The 15,700-nt window shown below is 52.6% G+C and carries 16 protein-coding genes; 14 read left to right on the top strand and 2 right to left on the bottom strand.

All coding sequences use genetic code 11. The features are described 5' to 3' along the window. Positions 1-110: 110 nt before the first annotated feature. From D3P09_RS10420 to D3P09_RS10410, 3 genes are read left to right on the top strand one after another with little or no spacing between them, the layout of a single operon-like run. Positions 111-875, top strand: coding sequence for a M15 family metallopeptidase (locus D3P09_RS10420; protein WP_207892471.1), 765 nt, complete (start codon positions 111-113; stop codon positions 873-875). Then, a complete protein-coding gene (locus D3P09_RS10415; protein WP_120109571.1) occupies positions 872-2,104 on the top strand; it encodes a CapA family protein in 1,233 nt (410 codons plus the stop codon). The genes D3P09_RS10420 and D3P09_RS10415 overlap by 4 nt, the downstream gene beginning before the upstream one ends. Continuing rightward, positions 2,091-2,840, top strand: coding sequence for an N-acetylmuramoyl-L-alanine amidase family protein (locus D3P09_RS10410; RefSeq protein WP_120109570.1), 750 nt, complete (start codon positions 2,091-2,093; stop codon positions 2,838-2,840). Before D3P09_RS10415 ends, D3P09_RS10410 begins: the two co-directional genes overlap by 14 nt. 187 nt (positions 2,841-3,027) lie before the next feature. Here the strand turns inward: D3P09_RS10410 and D3P09_RS10405 are convergent, their stop codons facing one another. After that, positions 3,028-3,825 (bottom strand): carbohydrate-binding protein, encoded by a 798-nt coding sequence (locus tag D3P09_RS10405; protein WP_120109568.1) that lies wholly within the window; start codon positions 3,823-3,825, stop codon positions 3,028-3,030. Between the two features lie 310 nt (positions 3,826-4,135). Here D3P09_RS10405 and D3P09_RS10400 point away from each other — a divergent pair, with 310 nt between their 5' ends. The 4 genes from D3P09_RS10400 to D3P09_RS10385 all read left to right on the top strand — a co-directional run bounded on the left by D3P09_RS10400 (position 4,136) and on the right by D3P09_RS10385 (position 6,416). Then, entirely contained in the window at positions 4,136-4,474 is a 339-nt protein-coding gene (locus tag D3P09_RS10400; RefSeq protein WP_120109566.1) for a VOC family protein, read from the top strand. A gap of 88 nt (positions 4,475-4,562) precedes the next feature. Beyond that, positions 4,563-5,108: a DUF6199 family natural product biosynthesis protein gene (locus D3P09_RS10395; RefSeq protein WP_120109564.1), complete on the top strand. Its 546-nt coding sequence runs from the start codon at positions 4,563-4,565 to the stop codon at positions 5,106-5,108. 191 nt (positions 5,109-5,299) lie between these two features. Further along, the gene (locus tag D3P09_RS10390) at positions 5,300-5,860 is read left to right on the top strand and encodes a dihydrofolate reductase family protein (RefSeq protein ID WP_120109562.1); all 561 of its coding nucleotides are present in this window, start codon (positions 5,300-5,302) and stop codon (positions 5,858-5,860) included. After that, on the top strand, positions 5,850-6,416 hold the full coding sequence (locus D3P09_RS10385) for a dihydrofolate reductase family protein (protein ID WP_120109560.1): 567 nt from the start codon (positions 5,850-5,852) through the stop codon (positions 6,414-6,416). Before D3P09_RS10390 ends, D3P09_RS10385 begins: the two co-directional genes overlap by 11 nt. A gap of 15 nt (positions 6,417-6,431) precedes the next feature. Here the strand turns inward: D3P09_RS10385 and D3P09_RS10380 are convergent, their stop codons facing one another. After that, positions 6,432-6,932, bottom strand: coding sequence for a DUF2062 domain-containing protein (locus tag D3P09_RS10380; RefSeq protein ID WP_120109559.1), 501 nt, complete (start codon positions 6,930-6,932; stop codon positions 6,432-6,434). A gap of 189 nt (positions 6,933-7,121) precedes the next feature. Here D3P09_RS10380 and D3P09_RS10375 point away from each other — a divergent pair, with 189 nt between their 5' ends. From D3P09_RS10375 to D3P09_RS10345, 7 genes are all read left to right on the top strand, one after another. Further along, complete coding sequence (locus tag D3P09_RS10375) at positions 7,122-10,601, top strand: choice-of-anchor I family protein (protein WP_243644061.1); 3,480 nt, start codon at positions 7,122-7,124, stop codon at positions 10,599-10,601. A 301-nt stretch (positions 10,602-10,902) separates the two neighbouring features. After that, positions 10,903-11,490 (top strand): GNAT family N-acetyltransferase, encoded by a 588-nt coding sequence (locus D3P09_RS10370; protein ID WP_120109557.1) that lies wholly within the window; start codon positions 10,903-10,905, stop codon positions 11,488-11,490. A gap of 116 nt (positions 11,491-11,606) precedes the next feature. Continuing rightward, a complete protein-coding gene (locus D3P09_RS10365; protein ID WP_120109555.1) occupies positions 11,607-12,341 on the top strand; it encodes a class I SAM-dependent methyltransferase in 735 nt (244 codons plus the stop codon). A 283-nt stretch (positions 12,342-12,624) separates the two neighbouring features. Continuing rightward, positions 12,625-13,023, top strand: coding sequence for a ribosomal maturation YjgA family protein (locus D3P09_RS10360; RefSeq protein WP_243644059.1), 399 nt, complete (start codon positions 12,625-12,627; stop codon positions 13,021-13,023). A 69-nt stretch (positions 13,024-13,092) separates the two neighbouring features. Then, on the top strand, positions 13,093-14,196 hold the full coding sequence (locus D3P09_RS10355; RefSeq protein ID WP_120109552.1) for a threonine aldolase family protein: 1,104 nt from the start codon (positions 13,093-13,095) through the stop codon (positions 14,194-14,196). Between the two features lie 306 nt (positions 14,197-14,502). After that, entirely contained in the window at positions 14,503-15,030 is a 528-nt protein-coding gene (locus D3P09_RS10350) for a DinB family protein (RefSeq protein WP_165867380.1), read from the top strand. Between the two features lie 217 nt (positions 15,031-15,247). Then, positions 15,248-15,697, top strand: coding sequence for a hypothetical protein (locus D3P09_RS10345; RefSeq protein ID WP_120109548.1), 450 nt, complete (start codon positions 15,248-15,250; stop codon positions 15,695-15,697). The last annotated feature ends 3 nt before the right edge of the window (positions 15,698-15,700 follow it).

Here is a 15,700-nt window from a genome sequence, read left to right as displayed (position 1 = left end):
TTTTCGCCCGCAAATTTTACAACTCCATTACAAGTTGATCTAACTTCTCATATTTGGCTCCGGTACACTAACAGCATGTCAACAACGATAGACGAAGAGGAGTACCCGATATGAGTAAAAAAAGAAGGACATCTGTAGCGGTATGCACAGCCCTGCTGGTATTCTCCCTTATGACCGCCGCATGCTCCAATGAGACGGCTCAAGGCGGAGCGAGCGGGACGAAGGCGGGAGGCTCTTCCCAAGCAGACCCGGCAACGAGCGAAGTTCCTGACGGCTCGCAAGAGGAGGAGGAGCCGCCGGCCGATCCGGCTCTTGCGGCGCTGGTGAACAAGACGCATCCGCTGCAGAATTCCTATGCACCGGATGATCTGGTCGCGATAGAAGTGCCGACGATCTTTCAGAATTCGGAAGTGAATCAGCTCCGGAAGGGTGCGGCGGAGGCGCTGAAGGAGTTGTTCGCCGGCGCGGAGAAGGACGGCTATAAGCTGTATGCGCGGTCAGGCTATCGTTCCTATGAGACGCAGCAAGCCTTGTTCGCCGATTATGTGAGCAGAGAAGGAGAGGGGGCGGCCAATCGCTATAGTGCAAGAGCAGGACAGAGCGAGCATCAGACGGGGCTTGCGATGGATGTGACGAGCGACAGCGTCTCCAAGGGCTTGACGGAGCAATTCGGCGAGACGGAGGAAGGCCGCTGGCTGGCGGAGAACGCCCATCTTTACGGCTTTATTATCCGATACCCCAAAGGCCGGGAGGATATTACGGGCTATATCTATGAGCCATGGCATATCCGGTATCTGGGGAACGAGCTTGCGACGAAGGTGTTCGAGAGCGGACTGACCTATGAAGAATACTTGAGCGGGAACGAAGCGTCATGAGGAGCAGGAGAGGAAACGGGAAGAGAAAGTGGGTAATCAGGGGCATTGCGGCTTTAGCCGTCATCGGTGTCGCGATTGGAGCGGCGAATTTGTTGCAGCATGTCCGAAGCCAGGGGACGGACAAAGCTGGTCATCCGATAGAGCCGTCTGTGCCGGTTGTCAATGAAGATACATCGTACGAGACCATAAAGCTGGCGGCAGTCGGCGACGTCATGTTCCATAATGCTCAGCTGGAAAGCGCGAAATTGGCAACGGGCGGCTATGATTTCAAGCCGGTCTTTGCAGAAGTGAAGCCGATCATTGGAGCGGCGGATATTGCGGTCGCCAACTTCGAAACTACAACCGCGGGCAGCCATCCGTACAAGCATCAGGGCTACCCTCGGTTCAACTCGCCGGATGAAGCGGTGGATGCGCTTAAGGACGCCGGGTTTGATATTTTGACGACAGCCAATAACCATAGCCTGGATACAGGAAAGCAGGGCGTCATTCGGACGCTGGAAACGATCGAGAGCTATGGGCTATCCGCTGTAGGCACTTACGCAAGCCGACCCGATACGAGGGTGCTGATGAAAGAGGCGAAGGGAATCAAGCTCGCTTTTATGTCTTATACCGAAAGCCTGAACGGACTTGAGAGTTTGCTGGCCCCAGAGGAGCTGGATGCGATGGTGAATAAGGCGGATGAAGCGAAGATGCAGGAGGATATAGCTTACGCCAAGGAGCAAGGAGCGGATCTGATCATCGCTTCGCTTCATTGGGGCAATGAATACGAGCGCGAGCCTTCAAGCGGACAGACAGCATTGGCGCAACGCTTATCGAATTACGGCGTAGATATTATATTGGGCAGCCATCCGCATGTCATCCAGAAGTCTGAGTGGCTGCAAAGCGGAGACCGCAAGACGTTCGTCGTCTATTCCATGGGCAACTTTATCTCCAATCAGAGGCAGGAGACGCTGGATAATGTCTTTACGGAGGATGGTATCATCGTGCAATTCGAGATCCGCAAGGACAAGCAGTCCGGCGCAACAAGCATTCACAAGGTCGATTATGTGCCGACATGGGTATACAGGGATATGAAGCCGGGGGACAACGCCTTTGCGTATCGTATTCTGCCGGCTGAGGATTATAGCGGCAGCTTGGAGCTGTCGGCAGCTTTCAAGGCAAGAATGGAACGTTCTTACCAGGACACAATGTCACAGATGGATGTGAGCGTACAAAATGATGAATCCTAATATCAGGCCGAATCCCGGCCATCGCAAAAAGCTGCGCTTTCGCCAATTATTTCTGCTTGTCGGCATCCTTTCACTTATTGCCATTTTCTTGAATCAATACGACTTCAATTCCCGGGGCAAGCTGGTAGTAGACCCAGCACTTGCACCGCCGGCCACAGACGGGCGCGAGGTTACGATTTCCGGCAATAAAGGCGGCTTTACGATCGTAATCGATGCTGGGCATGGCGGCAAAGACCCCGGCGCGAACGGGTCGAGCGGAGCGGAAGAGAAGGAATATACGCTGTCGCTTGCCAAGAAAGTATATGCATTGCTGCAGCAGGACCCCAAGTTTGATCCTTACATGACCAGGAATGACGATACATTCCTGGAACTGGATGAACGCTCGGCTTATTCGAATGGACTCGAGGCGGACGCATTTCTCTCGATTCATGGCAACACGTATACAGACCCAAGCATTAAAGGCACCGAGACGTATTACGATTCATTAATCAGCATCCCGCTTGCGAACGCGATTCACGACAAGCTGATCGGGGCGACGGGCTTCCCTGACCGGGGAGTGAAGCAGGAGCAGTGGCGCGTGCTCGTTGGCAGCGAACGGCCCTCAGTCCTGCTGGAGGTAGGATTTATGACCAACCCTCAGGAAGAGGCGCAGATGCTGGATAACGCTTGGCAAGACAGGGTTGCTCAGGCCATTGTAGACGGGCTTAACGATTATTTTGAAGGAAAGCAAGAGTAGGAATTCGCTATTATAAGTTTCGTATATGGAGAAGCGCGTTCGACGGGTTGGGGTATCGGCTCCCTATCCTGGCGGGCGCGCTTTTTTTGGCCGAACCTCCCCCCAGCCAAATTCTCCAGGCAGTAAAAGAGACAGACCGCTTGCCAGCGGTTCTGTCCCTTTATTTGCGGAGGTGCGATTCTTAAGCTTATGGATTGAGCTGGAAAGACAGCGCAGTCTTCTTCCACAGGCTTGCCGTTTGCGGTCCCGGGTACCAATTCGGCGCGTGGGCCGTATGCGATTGCACGCAGCTGTAGAAGGAGCCGTCATGGAAGACGATTTGCCCCGCGGTATAAGTACCGCCCAGCGTCCAGGATTCGATGATGTCCAGCTCGACATCAACCGATGTGGAATAGGAGTAGGATTCGATGCTAACTGGCTGCCATAGCGCAGGGGTCTGAACGGGTGTCCAATTCGTCGCGTAGGCTGTATGGGCTTGAATCGCCTTATAGAAGATCCCGTTGTACTCCACGATATCATTGACGCTGTATGTGCCTAGCCAACGCCAAGGCGCCGCAATAACCTCGGGTCTGAGCGTGAGGTTTTGGAATGAAGCTGAGCTAGAGCCGTTCAGTGTGGTTGTGATGCGCAGCTCTAGTGTCTCGCCATAAGAGAGATCGGTGTCGGTATCTCCCTTGAGCGTATAGCGGGTTCCTTCCTTGGCTGTAATTACAGCGCCTGCGACGGATTCAATCGTGCCGTTGAAATCGAATTGAAGCACCCAAGGAGAAATCGTATTATTCCGAGCGGGGTCCACATAAAGATTCGTAATGCGCAAATCTATGACAGCGGTTTCATAATTGGTGCCGATGCCCCAAGCTTTACCTTGTGCCGATACTTGAAGCGGAGCGGCGGATTGCGCGCCGGCAGACGGAGCGAGGAGTGAAACCATAAGAAGAGCGAGTGCAAGCCATGATGCAGTTAATTTGGTTCTTCTTTTGCGCATAAACAATTCCTCCCAGAAATGGTTTTATTGGTGTAGCGGTATAACTATATGCTTGTTAATTTGCGCTTAGTATAGCGGAGCTGATTTTGCCAGTGAGAACTCCATGAAAAGAATCTGCGGCCGCTTGTCACCGGGCAAGCGTGCCGCTGCTTCTATGGGAAGCGGAGGAGTGCGGGCCTCCTCCAAAAGGTTAGCTTCACTTGACGGCATATTTGCGGGAATAGCATCTGCTTTCCCTCAAAGCTTATCACTTGCATTAATGTACGATAATAAGGAAGAGAGCAATTAGGATGCTAAAGGAGCGGATAATATGAAGCTGAATCATCTCAATCTTACGGTTACGGATGTAGGCGCGGCGAAAGATTTTTTGATGAACTATTTTGGCCTTAAGCTTGGTGGAGAGCGGGGGCGCTCGTTCGCGGCGTTGTTCGACGATAATGGGATGGTGCTGACCTTGATGAAAGGGAAGGAAGTGAACTATCCCGCCACGTTCCATATTGGATTCGGCCAGGAGAGCGAGGAGAAAGTCAATGAAATGTACAAGCGGCTGGTTGATGACGGCTTCAGCGCCACCTCTCCCGAAAGAGCCCATGCATGGACCTTCTATGTTGAGGCGCCTGGAGGTTTCACCGTAGAAGTGATGGCCTAATGATTGGCATATAAAAGATAAAATCTGGAACATTTCCCTGACTCTATGCGTAAGAGAAGCAATGCAATAGAGCAAAGGGGATTCAGACATGAATGCATTGTTCGGATTGATATTGATTGTTTTTAGCCTCATACCGGCTGTATCGCCGCAGTCTGCGTGGTATATGTCCATCGGATGGAAGTTCAGGGATGCCGAGCCGAGCGATGCGGCTCTTGCTACGCACCGGATTACAGGCGTAATTGGCGTCATTATTGGCATCATTCTTATCGTCTCGAGCTGCTCATCGGGTTTCGTCAGCACGAAATGGGAGAAGCAGTTCCAGGAGCGGGTTGAGGCAGGAGAAGTGGATAGTATTACTTTTGGCTATGGGCATAAACGAATATCGGCAGAAGAGCAGGATGAGCTTGTCGGGATGATCAAGGAAGCAACACTCACGCGGTTCGAGCTTGGATCAAGTTACGGCTATTCGGGTTCGGGAGAAATTTCCTTCCGGGATGGCGAGAGGGTGGAGCTGATCCTGTTCGGCCCATCCGGCGGAATTGAGCTTCATCCAAGAGAAGTAAGCCATGCGTACCGGATTGAGAGCCAGGAGCTCGAGTCATGGATTAGAGCCAACATAATCAATCAGGATTAACGGTACAACCTCCGGGAACGCTCTGAAAAGGCGTCCCGGAGGTTTTGTTATTGCTGCTGAATGCGTGCTGAAGCTTTGCTGCGAACGTTTCTTTGTCTGCAATGCCGCAATCAAGAAGAAATACGCTCATGGCCGTTCCCCTATAATGAAGTTAACCTTAACTTTAGGCAAAAGGAAGGGAGTCATGCGCGTTGCGGAAATTGATTGTGCAAGAGATGGTATCGCTGGACGGGTATTTTGCGGGCCTGCAAGGCGAGATAGATTGGCATCAGGCGGATGAGGACTATGTGTCCTATGCGAAGTCGTTCCTGCAATCCGTTGATCTGCTCCTATTCGGGAGAGTGACCTATGAGCTTATGGCTGCATTCTGGCCATTGGCGAAGCATGAGCTTGCTTCGATTATGAATGAGCGGGAGAAGATTGTTTTCTCCAAAAGCTTGACCGCGGCGCATTGGCCGCATACCCGGCTGGTCCCGGAGGATGCATGCGAAGAGGTCGCAAGGCTGAAAGGCGAAGCGGGGCAAGACATTGCGGTGCTCGGCAGCGGGTCGCTGGCTTCTTCCTTGCTCCGCGCAGGACTGGTCGATGAAATACAATTAACGGTTGTGCCGATCGTCCTTGGACGCGGCATCCCTTTATTCCGAGACATTCGCGAGCCAGCTCTCCTGCAGCTGGTACATTCAGAGAGTTATCCTTCGGGCAATGTGCTGCTTCACTATCACGTCAACAGGGGGCTCAGCAATGGCGCGTAATCGAGCAGTTATCTATGTATTGTCGGTATCGCTGGACGGGTATATCGAAGGCCCGGATGGGGGGATTGATTGGTCGTTCCCGGATCAGGAGCTGCATGAGCACTTCAATCAACAGGAGAAGGCTGTAGATGTCCACCTGTACGGACGCGGACTGTATGAGAATATGTCAACGTATTGGCCGTACGCATTGGATAATCCTGCGGCGGCCAAGGAAGAACAGGAATATGCCCGATTGTGGCTCGATATGCGGAAAGTTGTCTTTTCACGGACGTTGAAGCATGTGGATTGGAATGCTGCGCTGGCGGGCGGGGATATCGCGGAGGAAGTTGCGAGATTGAAGAAGGAGCCGGGCGGGAGCCTGTCGGTTGGCGGTCCCGGTCTGGCTGCCTCCTTTATGGAGCTTGACTTGATTGATGAGTATCACATGTACGTGTTCCCGGTAGTATTGGGAGGCGGCAAGCGAATGTATCCCTTACAGGCGGAAGCGATGAAGCTGCGCCTGGCTGATACGCAAGTCTTCCGCTCGGGTGTCGTAAGGCTTCGATATACCCGCTGATTATGCCAAAAACGCTTATTTGCGTCGGAGAAGGTTAAGCAGCGGCGTCCGATACCTTCTGACCAGCACCCGGCATACGAAGTACAATATAATCGTCGACAGAATGCTGTTAATGATCGAGCCGATCAGGAAGTCCAGGCCGATATCGGTAATATCGCTGAAATGGCCGATGGTCTCGACATAATCGGGCTCCGGCATCTGTTCATTGATCACATCGTCCAGATCGAAGGACGGCGAAGTGAACAGTGTGGTGATGAGATGGCCTGTCCAATAGTTCAAATAAAATAATAGCGGCCACAGAACGGAACCGAGCGATGAAGCTAATATCGCAGAAGGCATATTGCCCCGGACCAGACGTGCCATTGCAATCGACAGCGGCAGCCCGATGCCGAACGTAGGGAACCAGCAGTGGAAAAAACCGATTGCAAATCCGATGGCGATCCGATGATCGCCTTTTTTTATGCGCAGCATTCGTATGCCGTAATAGGTCAAGTATGTTCTTAGCTTATGCAGCACATGGGTGGCTCCTTGCAGACAAAATGTGAAATATTAGTAGTAGTGTAGCAGAAGTATGGGTAGGAGTATACGCTTTTTCATTAACGAATTGTTAACAGCTTTACAATAGTTTAATGAAATCGATAACAATGGACAAATAGTTGCTCCTTAGACTTATGGATAATAACGTTAGCTAGGAGTGATTGCAGAGTGAAAAGAACGACGAAGAGAGTATTGACCTTCGCACTGGCAGCGCAAATGACAGTAGGCTCCATTATGGCGGGAGCGGCATCGGCAGAGCCGATTGCAAGCCCGATTCCGGGTACGCCATATGCGGCGGGCAACCTGTATAATTTGGAAGTGCCCCATGTCATTATTAATCAAGTGTATGGAGCGGGCCTTGCAGACGACACAGGCGTGCTTGTTTCGCATGGCTTTATTGAATTGTTCAACCCTACTGACGAGGATGTCGATCTGTCCGGCTGGTCGCTTCAATATGCCGATCGTGGCACCAACGCACAGACGGGACCGACACTGGGCTGGGAGAAGCTTGACCTGACAGGCGTCATTAAGGCGAAATCATCTTATCTGGTAAAAGGAAAGCCGACCGGCTCCGCAAGTCCGAAGCTTGATCTCACGGACAAGGGCGATCAGGAATGGGACCGCTATATTAATAATAAAGGGTTGAAGGTTGTACTGATGAGCAACCAACAGCAGTTGGACAATACGCTGGACGTGAATCCGTTCGAGTCGAAGCCTGAGGGCTATGTGGACATGCTGGGCACGGCGAGCAACGACAAAGGCAGCACGATCGACGGCTATGAAACGGATTATCCAACTGGTTCTGCGGAAGGCACTTCCAAGAAAAAAGCAGTGCGCCGTGTCGACTTCAAGGATTCGGACAACAACAAAACGGATTTTAAACAAGTGGATTACGAGACGGCTGTCGGTGCTGAGCTGGCGGCAATTAGTCCGCGCGACGGCTCGGATGGCGACTGGGCGAATATGCCTGATCCGCTTGTATGGGAGACGGTCTCCCTTCCAACAGCGTTTGACGGACAGCCTTATACCGCAACGTTGAAGGCGGCAGGCGGCGTAGCCCCTTACACCTTTGAAGCTTCAGGATTGCCGGAAGGCCTGGCGATTACAGCCGAAGGCGTGATTAGCGGAGATGCCAAGACAGCAGGCAGCTATGCCGTCACGGTCACAGTTAAAGATAGCCAGACTCCGGCTGCCCAAGTTGCGAAAGAGCTTACGCTGAACGTTCAACCGTATCGCGCTTCGATCGAGGACCAATTCGAGATTACGAAAATCGGCGAATATGCTGTCGGGCAATTCAATGCAGATGGCGGCGTAGCGGAAATCGTCAAGTTCAATAGCGACAATGGACGCTTCTACCTGGTTAACGGCGCGGCGAATCCGCCAAGCCTGGATATTGTCAACTTGGGCAATGCAACCGGTGCTCTTAAAAAGGAAAAAAGTGTATTGGTGAAGGAATTGGCCGAGAAGAACGGCTTTGCATTCGGAGATTTGACGAGTGTTGATATCAATACTGCGAATAAACGTATTTATGTTGCGGTGCAGGAAGCCGATCCGCATAAGAAAGGGAAAATTCTTGCGCTGGACTATGACGGCAAGCTGATCGCGGAATATGCCGCCGGCATTCAGCCGGATATGATCAAATCGACGCCGGACGGGCGGTATGTGCTGACGGCTGATGAGGCAGAGCCTCGTCTGGGCACGGAAGATCCTCCGGGCAGTGTGACAGTTGTCGATACGAGAACGGGCCAATCGACGCAGGTGTACTTCAATGATCCGTCGGTAATCGACGATCTGGTCCATATCCGCGGAGCGGCAGACCCTCTTGACGGCCGCATCAAGGGCAAAGGGACGAAGGAGGACGCATACTTCGATCTGGAGCCGGAATATATCGCGCTGTCGAAGGACAACAAGAAGGCCTACGTAGCCCTGCAAGAAAATAATGCGATTGCCGTTATCGATATTGCGGGCAAAAAAGTAGATGCAGTGAAGGGTCTGGGCTTCAAAGATTTCAACGATGCGGCGAATGCGCTGGATCTGCAGCGCGACGGCAAGATTCTGCTGGAGAACGCCCCTTTCCATGGCATCTACATGCCTGACGGTATTGCGTCCCATACGATTAACGGACAGACGTACCTGTTCACGGCGAACGAAGGCGATGCGACGGAGTGGCCGGGCCGTACGAATGCCAGCACGATCGGAGCGATGAAGGGCTCTCTGAGCCCCGATTCTGACGCATATCAATTCCTGAATGGCACGACCAAATATGACAGTGTGGAAGCAGTCTCGGATATGGGCCATGACGGCATCTATATGTACGGCGGCCGTTCCTTCTCAATCTGGAATGCCGATACGATGGAGCTGGTGTATGACAGCGGCAGCGATTTTGAGACGATTACAGGCCAGAGACTGCCTGACTTCTTTAACGTCAGCAACAGCAAGATTACAATGGACGATCGCAGCACGAAAAAAGGACCTGAGCCGGAGGACATTAAAACAGGCATCGTCGGCAACCGGGTAATGGCTTTTGTCGGACTGGAGCGCGTCGGCGGTTTCATGACGTACGATGTAACCAATCCTGAAGCACCGTCCTTTGTGAACTATACGAATTCCCGCGTATTCCTGGATGCGAACGGCAAAGTGAACCTGGATACGGATACCGGACCGGAAGGCCTTGAGTTTATTCCGGCCTCCATAAGCCCTACAGGACTGCCGCTGCTGCTTGTAGCATTTGAGGTTGGCGGCAAAGTAGGCATATTCCAGCTGGAAGTGACAAAGGTAACATTGGACCGCAAGGCCGTATCGTTAACAGCAGGCGGGGCATCGCTTAAGCTGAACGCTGAGGTTGAGCCAATGGCAGAAGGCGAGGCAACTGTCACATGGTCCAGTTCAGATGAGACGGTAGCAAAGGTAGATGAGAATGGCACGATTCGTCCTCTGCGTGCAGGCAAAGCGGTTATTACTGCGATCAGCGCCGACGGATACGGCAGCGCGGAAGCGGTCGTGACGGTAGCTTCCAGCGGTGGCGGCGGAAGCACGCCAAGCCCGGAACCGACTCCGGAGCCTACACCAGAGCCGGAGAAGCCGGTGCCGACTCCTGAACCGACGCCAGAGTCGCCTGTCTTCACGGATGTGAGCGGGCACTGGGCGAAGAATGTCATCGATAAGCTCGCGAAGGCAGGCATTCTGCTGGGCAAGCCGGATGGCAGCTTCCAGCCGGATCAGAAGATGACCAGAGCGGAATATGCGGCTGTGTTGAACAGGCTGCTAGGGCTGAAGCCGAATCAAACGCAGGCAGCATTCGATGATGTGCCTATGCAAGCTTGGTACAGCGCGGACGTGAGCAATCTGAGCGCAGCCGGCATTATATCCGGCTTCCCGGATGGAAGCTTCCGCCCAAGCAGCGAAATTAAGCGCGAGGAAGCATTTGTCCTGCTGTATCGCGCACTGAAGGATAAGCTCGATACATCGGCTGGAAATAGCGCAAACTATGCCGATCAGGCGGATGTATCGCCGTGGGCTGTAGAAGCGGTCAACGCGCTGACGCAAGCCGGCGTGCTGGAGGGCAATGCGAGCGGCAAGCTGAATCCGCAGGCGACAATTACAAGAGCCGAAATTGCGAAGATCGTATCGTTCTTCGTGAAGGAATAGAAACTTAAAAAATGGCGGTGTCCGGGATTAAATTCCTGAGCGCCGCCATTTTGTGTTTTTTGCTATGTCCATGGCGAAGACAAACGGAGCAAGATATGTTCTGGAGAAGCGTAAGGGTTCGCCTTTGTACCCGGATCCCCTCCTTTTAATATTATCAAGGGATCTGGGTACAACAGCGATCGGAAGAACATTTCTTGCGCAGGTTGCCATTATCGCCATGGTCTATTCTAGCATTCAGCCTTGAAAGCCCAAGACACTTGCGCTATAGTAGTTGGAATTCTTCTAACTAGGGGGCTTTTTCATGGATATGAAATCGACCAATCCGATTCTACTTTCTATTCCCGAGCGTTTCGAGAGCGAACGGCTTATCATTCGGGCACCGCTGCTTGATGACGGTCCTATGGTGAACGCGGCCGTGAGCGCGAGCATCGGCGAGCTGCGTCCATGGATGCCTTGGGCGCGAACAGTGCCGACAGAGGAGCAATCCGAAGTCATCTCGCGGCAAGGACGAATTCATTATTTGGAGCGCTCTGACCTTAGAATGTATGTGATCCACAAGGAGACTGGCGAATTCATCGGAAGCAGCGGGCTTCACCGGATCGACTGGCAGGCCAGAAAATTCGAGATTGGTTATTGGCTGAGTACAGAGCATTGCGGAAAAGGCTATATGACGGAAGCGGTGGATCGCATTACCGAATTTGCCATCCAGGAGCTGCAGGCTAACCGGATCGAAATTCGCGTGGACTCGCGTAATGACAGAAGCATTCGCATCGCGGAACGGCTTGGATTCACGCTGGAGGGCACTCTTCGCAATGACAAGTGCGATGCGTATGGCATGTTAAGCCATACGCGCATCTTTGCGAAGGTTCGCGGCGCAGAATATTCGTAGACGAGCCAACTAATCTTTTTAAACCGAATAATACCCGCCATTGCATGAGCTGGGAATGATAGAGTAAGGATATGTGAGCTATATTGATATTGAACGAACAGAGAGGGACGCGAGGCATGAAACAGAACAAATATGATGATCAAGGTTTTTTTGACCAATATAGCCAAATGGCGCGTTCGACAGGCGGTCTGGATGCGGCTGGGGAATGGCCTGTGCTGCGGAGGATGCTGCCTGATCTGCAGGGGAAAAGGGTGCTGGACCTCGGCTGCGGATACGGGTGGCATTGCCGGTATGCCAGGGAGATGGGGGCAAGCAGCGTCATTGGCGTCGACTTGTCGGATAATATGCTGGCGCGCGCCAGAGAGCTGACCGACGATTCCGGCATTGAATACCGCCGGCTCGCGATTGAGGATTTTGACTTTCAAGAAGGACAGTTCGATGTCATTCTAAGCTCTCTTGCGCTTCATTACGTGGAGTCGTTCGAGCTGACATGCCGCAAGGTGCACCAAAGTCTTGCGCAGGGCGGAGCATTCGTCTTCTCGGCTGAGCATCCTGTTTTTACGGCTCGCGCCGAGCAGGATTGGCATTATGGGCCAGGCGGGGAACGGCTGCACTGGCCGGTTGACGGCTATCAGGACGAGGGGCTGCGGGAAGCCAGATTTTTGGGGCATGATGTCGTGAAGTATCACCGCACCGTCTCCACATATATGAACAATTTGATCGATGCGGGCTTTATCATTACGAAAGTAGCGGAGCCGCAGCCGACAGAGGAGGCGCTGCTGCAGTATCCTGAGATGAAGGATGAGGCCCGCAGGCCGATCTTTCTGCTTATCGCTGCAGTGAAGGCATAAGTGAACAAGGAGGGCCGCCTGGAAGGGGCGGTCTTTTGTGTTCAATAGAGCTCACAGGAATATCGAGGGTGTGGGATGTCGGATACAGGGCGCCTATAATCGAAAGATCTCGTTAAAGTGTTCTCACAGCGCTATGCCAGACTGTACAGCTTTCGCTGCATCCGGCGGAGTTGTATACTAAATGTAGGCCACGCATCTGCGGAAAACGATAAGATATGTCTTGTTTTTTGAAGAGAATGGAGCTCGAACCATCCATGCCGTCACAGTAGATAGGGGGATGCCGATGGGCAGGCTGAAAGCAAGAATGGCATACGCCATCGTGACGATACTTCTGATTGCCGCCGGATTGGCAACTAGGCAGTGGGGCGGCTATTTGCCGGAATTCGTTGCGTTTCATGGGGGCGATGCGATATGGGCGGCTATGATTTATAGCGGCTTCCGCTTCCTGGCTTCGCACAAGCCGCTTGGAGGGGCGCTGGCCTGCAGCATGCTCTTCTGCTTTGCAATCGAGACGAGCCAGCTTTATCAGGCAGAATGGATTCGTGCAATAAGGGAAACGCGGTTTGGAAGCCTCGTGCTGGGCAGCGGTTTTCTATTCATTGACTTGGTCCGCTATGCGGCGGGAATCTTGTTGGTGTATGGAGCGGACCGCGTGATCCAGAGGCGGGCAGGGCATCGTTAGCGGAATTTACTCTGTCATACAGGGTTGCTTTGATACAAGCATATTAAGAGCGAAAGAAGGATAGGGCCTATGACAAAATCGCAGACATTAATGGAGGCATACAATGGTACGGCATATCCGCTAATCGGCCACGGGAAGCGGAATGCGCAGGTTTTGAAAGAAGCGTTCGCCAATGTAGAAGATTCGCTAAGCAGCGATATGTATGGCTCGGGCAGGGTGATCGAACGATATCAGGAACGGATGGCCAAGCTGCTGGGGAAGGAAGCGGCGGTATTTTTCCCGAGCGGGACGATGGCGCAGCAGATTGCGCTAAGGATATGGAGCGATGAGAAGGGTTCGAAGAAGATCGCGTACCATCCGCTCAGCCATCTGGAAATCCACGAGGAGGACGGCCTGAAGGAGCTTCATCATCTGGAGCCGCTGCTGCTGGCGGATGAGAATCGGCCGGTGTTGCTGCGCGATCTGCATGGACTGCCTGGCGATGTCTCAGCCGTGCTGCTGGAGCTGCCGCAGCGGGAGATCGGCGGACAATTGCCGGAATACGGGGAGCTTGAAGCGATGTCGGCTTACTGCAGGCAGAGAGGCATCAAGCTGCATTTGGACGGCGCCCGGCTATTTGAAGTGCTGCCTTACTACGGCAAGTCCGCCGCGGAAGTATGCGCGTTATTCGACAGCGTATATATCTCGGTCTACAAAGGAATTGGCGGGATTGCGGGCGCAGTGCTGGCTGGGGAGAAAAGCTTCACCAAGCAGTCGAAAGTATGGAAGAGAAGGCATGGCGGCGACCTGATCAGCTTATACCCGTACATAGTTGCCGCTGATTATTATATGGATCAACGCTTGCAGCGCATGGAGCAGTATTACCGGGATGCTGTCGAGCTGGCGGGGTACTATCGCGCATGCGGCGCGCTGCATGTAAGGCCTGAGGTGCCCGTGTCGAACATGTTCCATGTTCATTCAGACTTGGAGAAGGCGCAGCTGGAGTCGGCCTTCATCCGCGTAGCTGATGAGACCGGAGTCGGCTTGTGCAGCACGGTTAGGGAGCATAAAGCTGGCGGTGTTTATTTCGAAGTGAGCATGGGAGACCGTTACGCTGATGCTCCTAAAGCCAAGCTGGAGGAAGCTTTCCGGTTATTGAAAGAATGTCTGGAGGATGAAACTGGCGGCAAATAGTGACGCTACAGCAGCATAGGCTGATACAAGAAAGGCAGCGCTCCGCATTAGTGCGGAGATGCTGCCTTTTCTGTATGGCTGGCTAATGCGGGATAGCAATAAGGAGAATCCCTCCAATTTCTTATTATAGAAATGGTTATACTTGGTTATTAGAACGTAACATGTGCAGCGCGAGCAGGCCAATTATTTTTGCTTATTGGAAGCTGTACATTTCTTTATAAATTGAAAAATGGTGATGGACTCACTTTTACAAACATACGTTCTTATATTATACTGGATATATCAATGGATGCAGGAGGAGATGGGATGCTTTCAAGCTGTAATCAAGCCATTATTGATCGTTTTGCCAGCCTTACGGACTGGGTGGACGGGCTCTGTGATATGCCGGAACAAGAATGGTCCGGGCCTATTGCCGAGGGCAAGGCTTCTATTGCCGGTATAATCGCTCATTTGACTCAGTGGGATCGTTATTTGATAGAGACGGCGGTGCCGGATGCATTGCAGAAGCAGGCGATTGTTTTTCCGGCATTTGATTCTTTTAATGCACGAGCCTATGCTTATGCCCGATCAGGCGTTACGAAGCCCGAACTGATTGAACAATTCCGCTTAACTCGCCTGGAATTATGCAGACTGCTTGAGAGCATTGGGGAAGAAGCGCTGGAGCGTCCCGTTACGGCTAACGGAACTGCCGTCTGCCCTCACACGGGAACTCCGTATTCCGTCATATACATTACGGAGGAATTTATCGATCACGATGCGCATCACCAGAGAGGGATTGAGGAAGCGCGCTCGCGTTCGAACGGGAGCGGCGAAGACGCTATGCTGGAGATTTAACATAATTGAAGGACGGAGGGATCGGCCCGATAGGGCGGTCCTTTTTTATTGGCCTGCAATACAAATGGCTGAGCAGGTTTAGTTAAGGTGTCAGCAACCATTTGTTTCCTTCATGCGTTTTATTAGTAAGCAGAATAATGGTATAAGTTCAATGGCAGATTCAACGGCGCGCGGGTTGCGCTTTCTGCAGATGGCGGATAGATGAAGGGGGACGCGGATGAAGTATTTCTGGAAATTGAATGCGGTCAGCGCCATCTTCGGCGCATTGCTTGGCATAAGCTCCGAGTTAATGGTGAATGTGTATCGCATAAGCAGAATATGGGAGTGGGAGCTGGGGGCCGTTGTCAGCGGCGTTGACCGTATCAATATCGGAATAGCGGCGCTATCCCTGATACTTGGCGCCTTTATCGTATGGAGGTGGCTGGAGGGAAGAGTGTCGAGCTATTGGTCGCTACTCTTATGGATCCCTTATTTTGTCTTGTTTGTTTTTCTGGCCGCACAGCTGTTCCCCGAGACTTACCAGGGCGACCGCCCTGCTCCTGTAACGGGATTGATCATAATTGCCATGACGATCGCCTATCCTTTCTATCTCGCCCTGCCGGTATCGCTGGGGGTCTGGCTGAACCGGAGGCAGAAGCGGGGAGTGCCTGCCATTCCTATCGAATAGCAA

It is taken from the genome of Paenibacillus pinisoli, from assembly GCF_003605435.1.
Classification (GTDB): domain Bacteria; phylum Bacillota; class Bacilli; order Paenibacillales; family Paenibacillaceae; genus Pristimantibacillus; species Pristimantibacillus pinisoli.
Note: the sequence above shows the minus strand (reverse complement) of the source record. Positions and strands in the feature narration are given on the sequence as shown.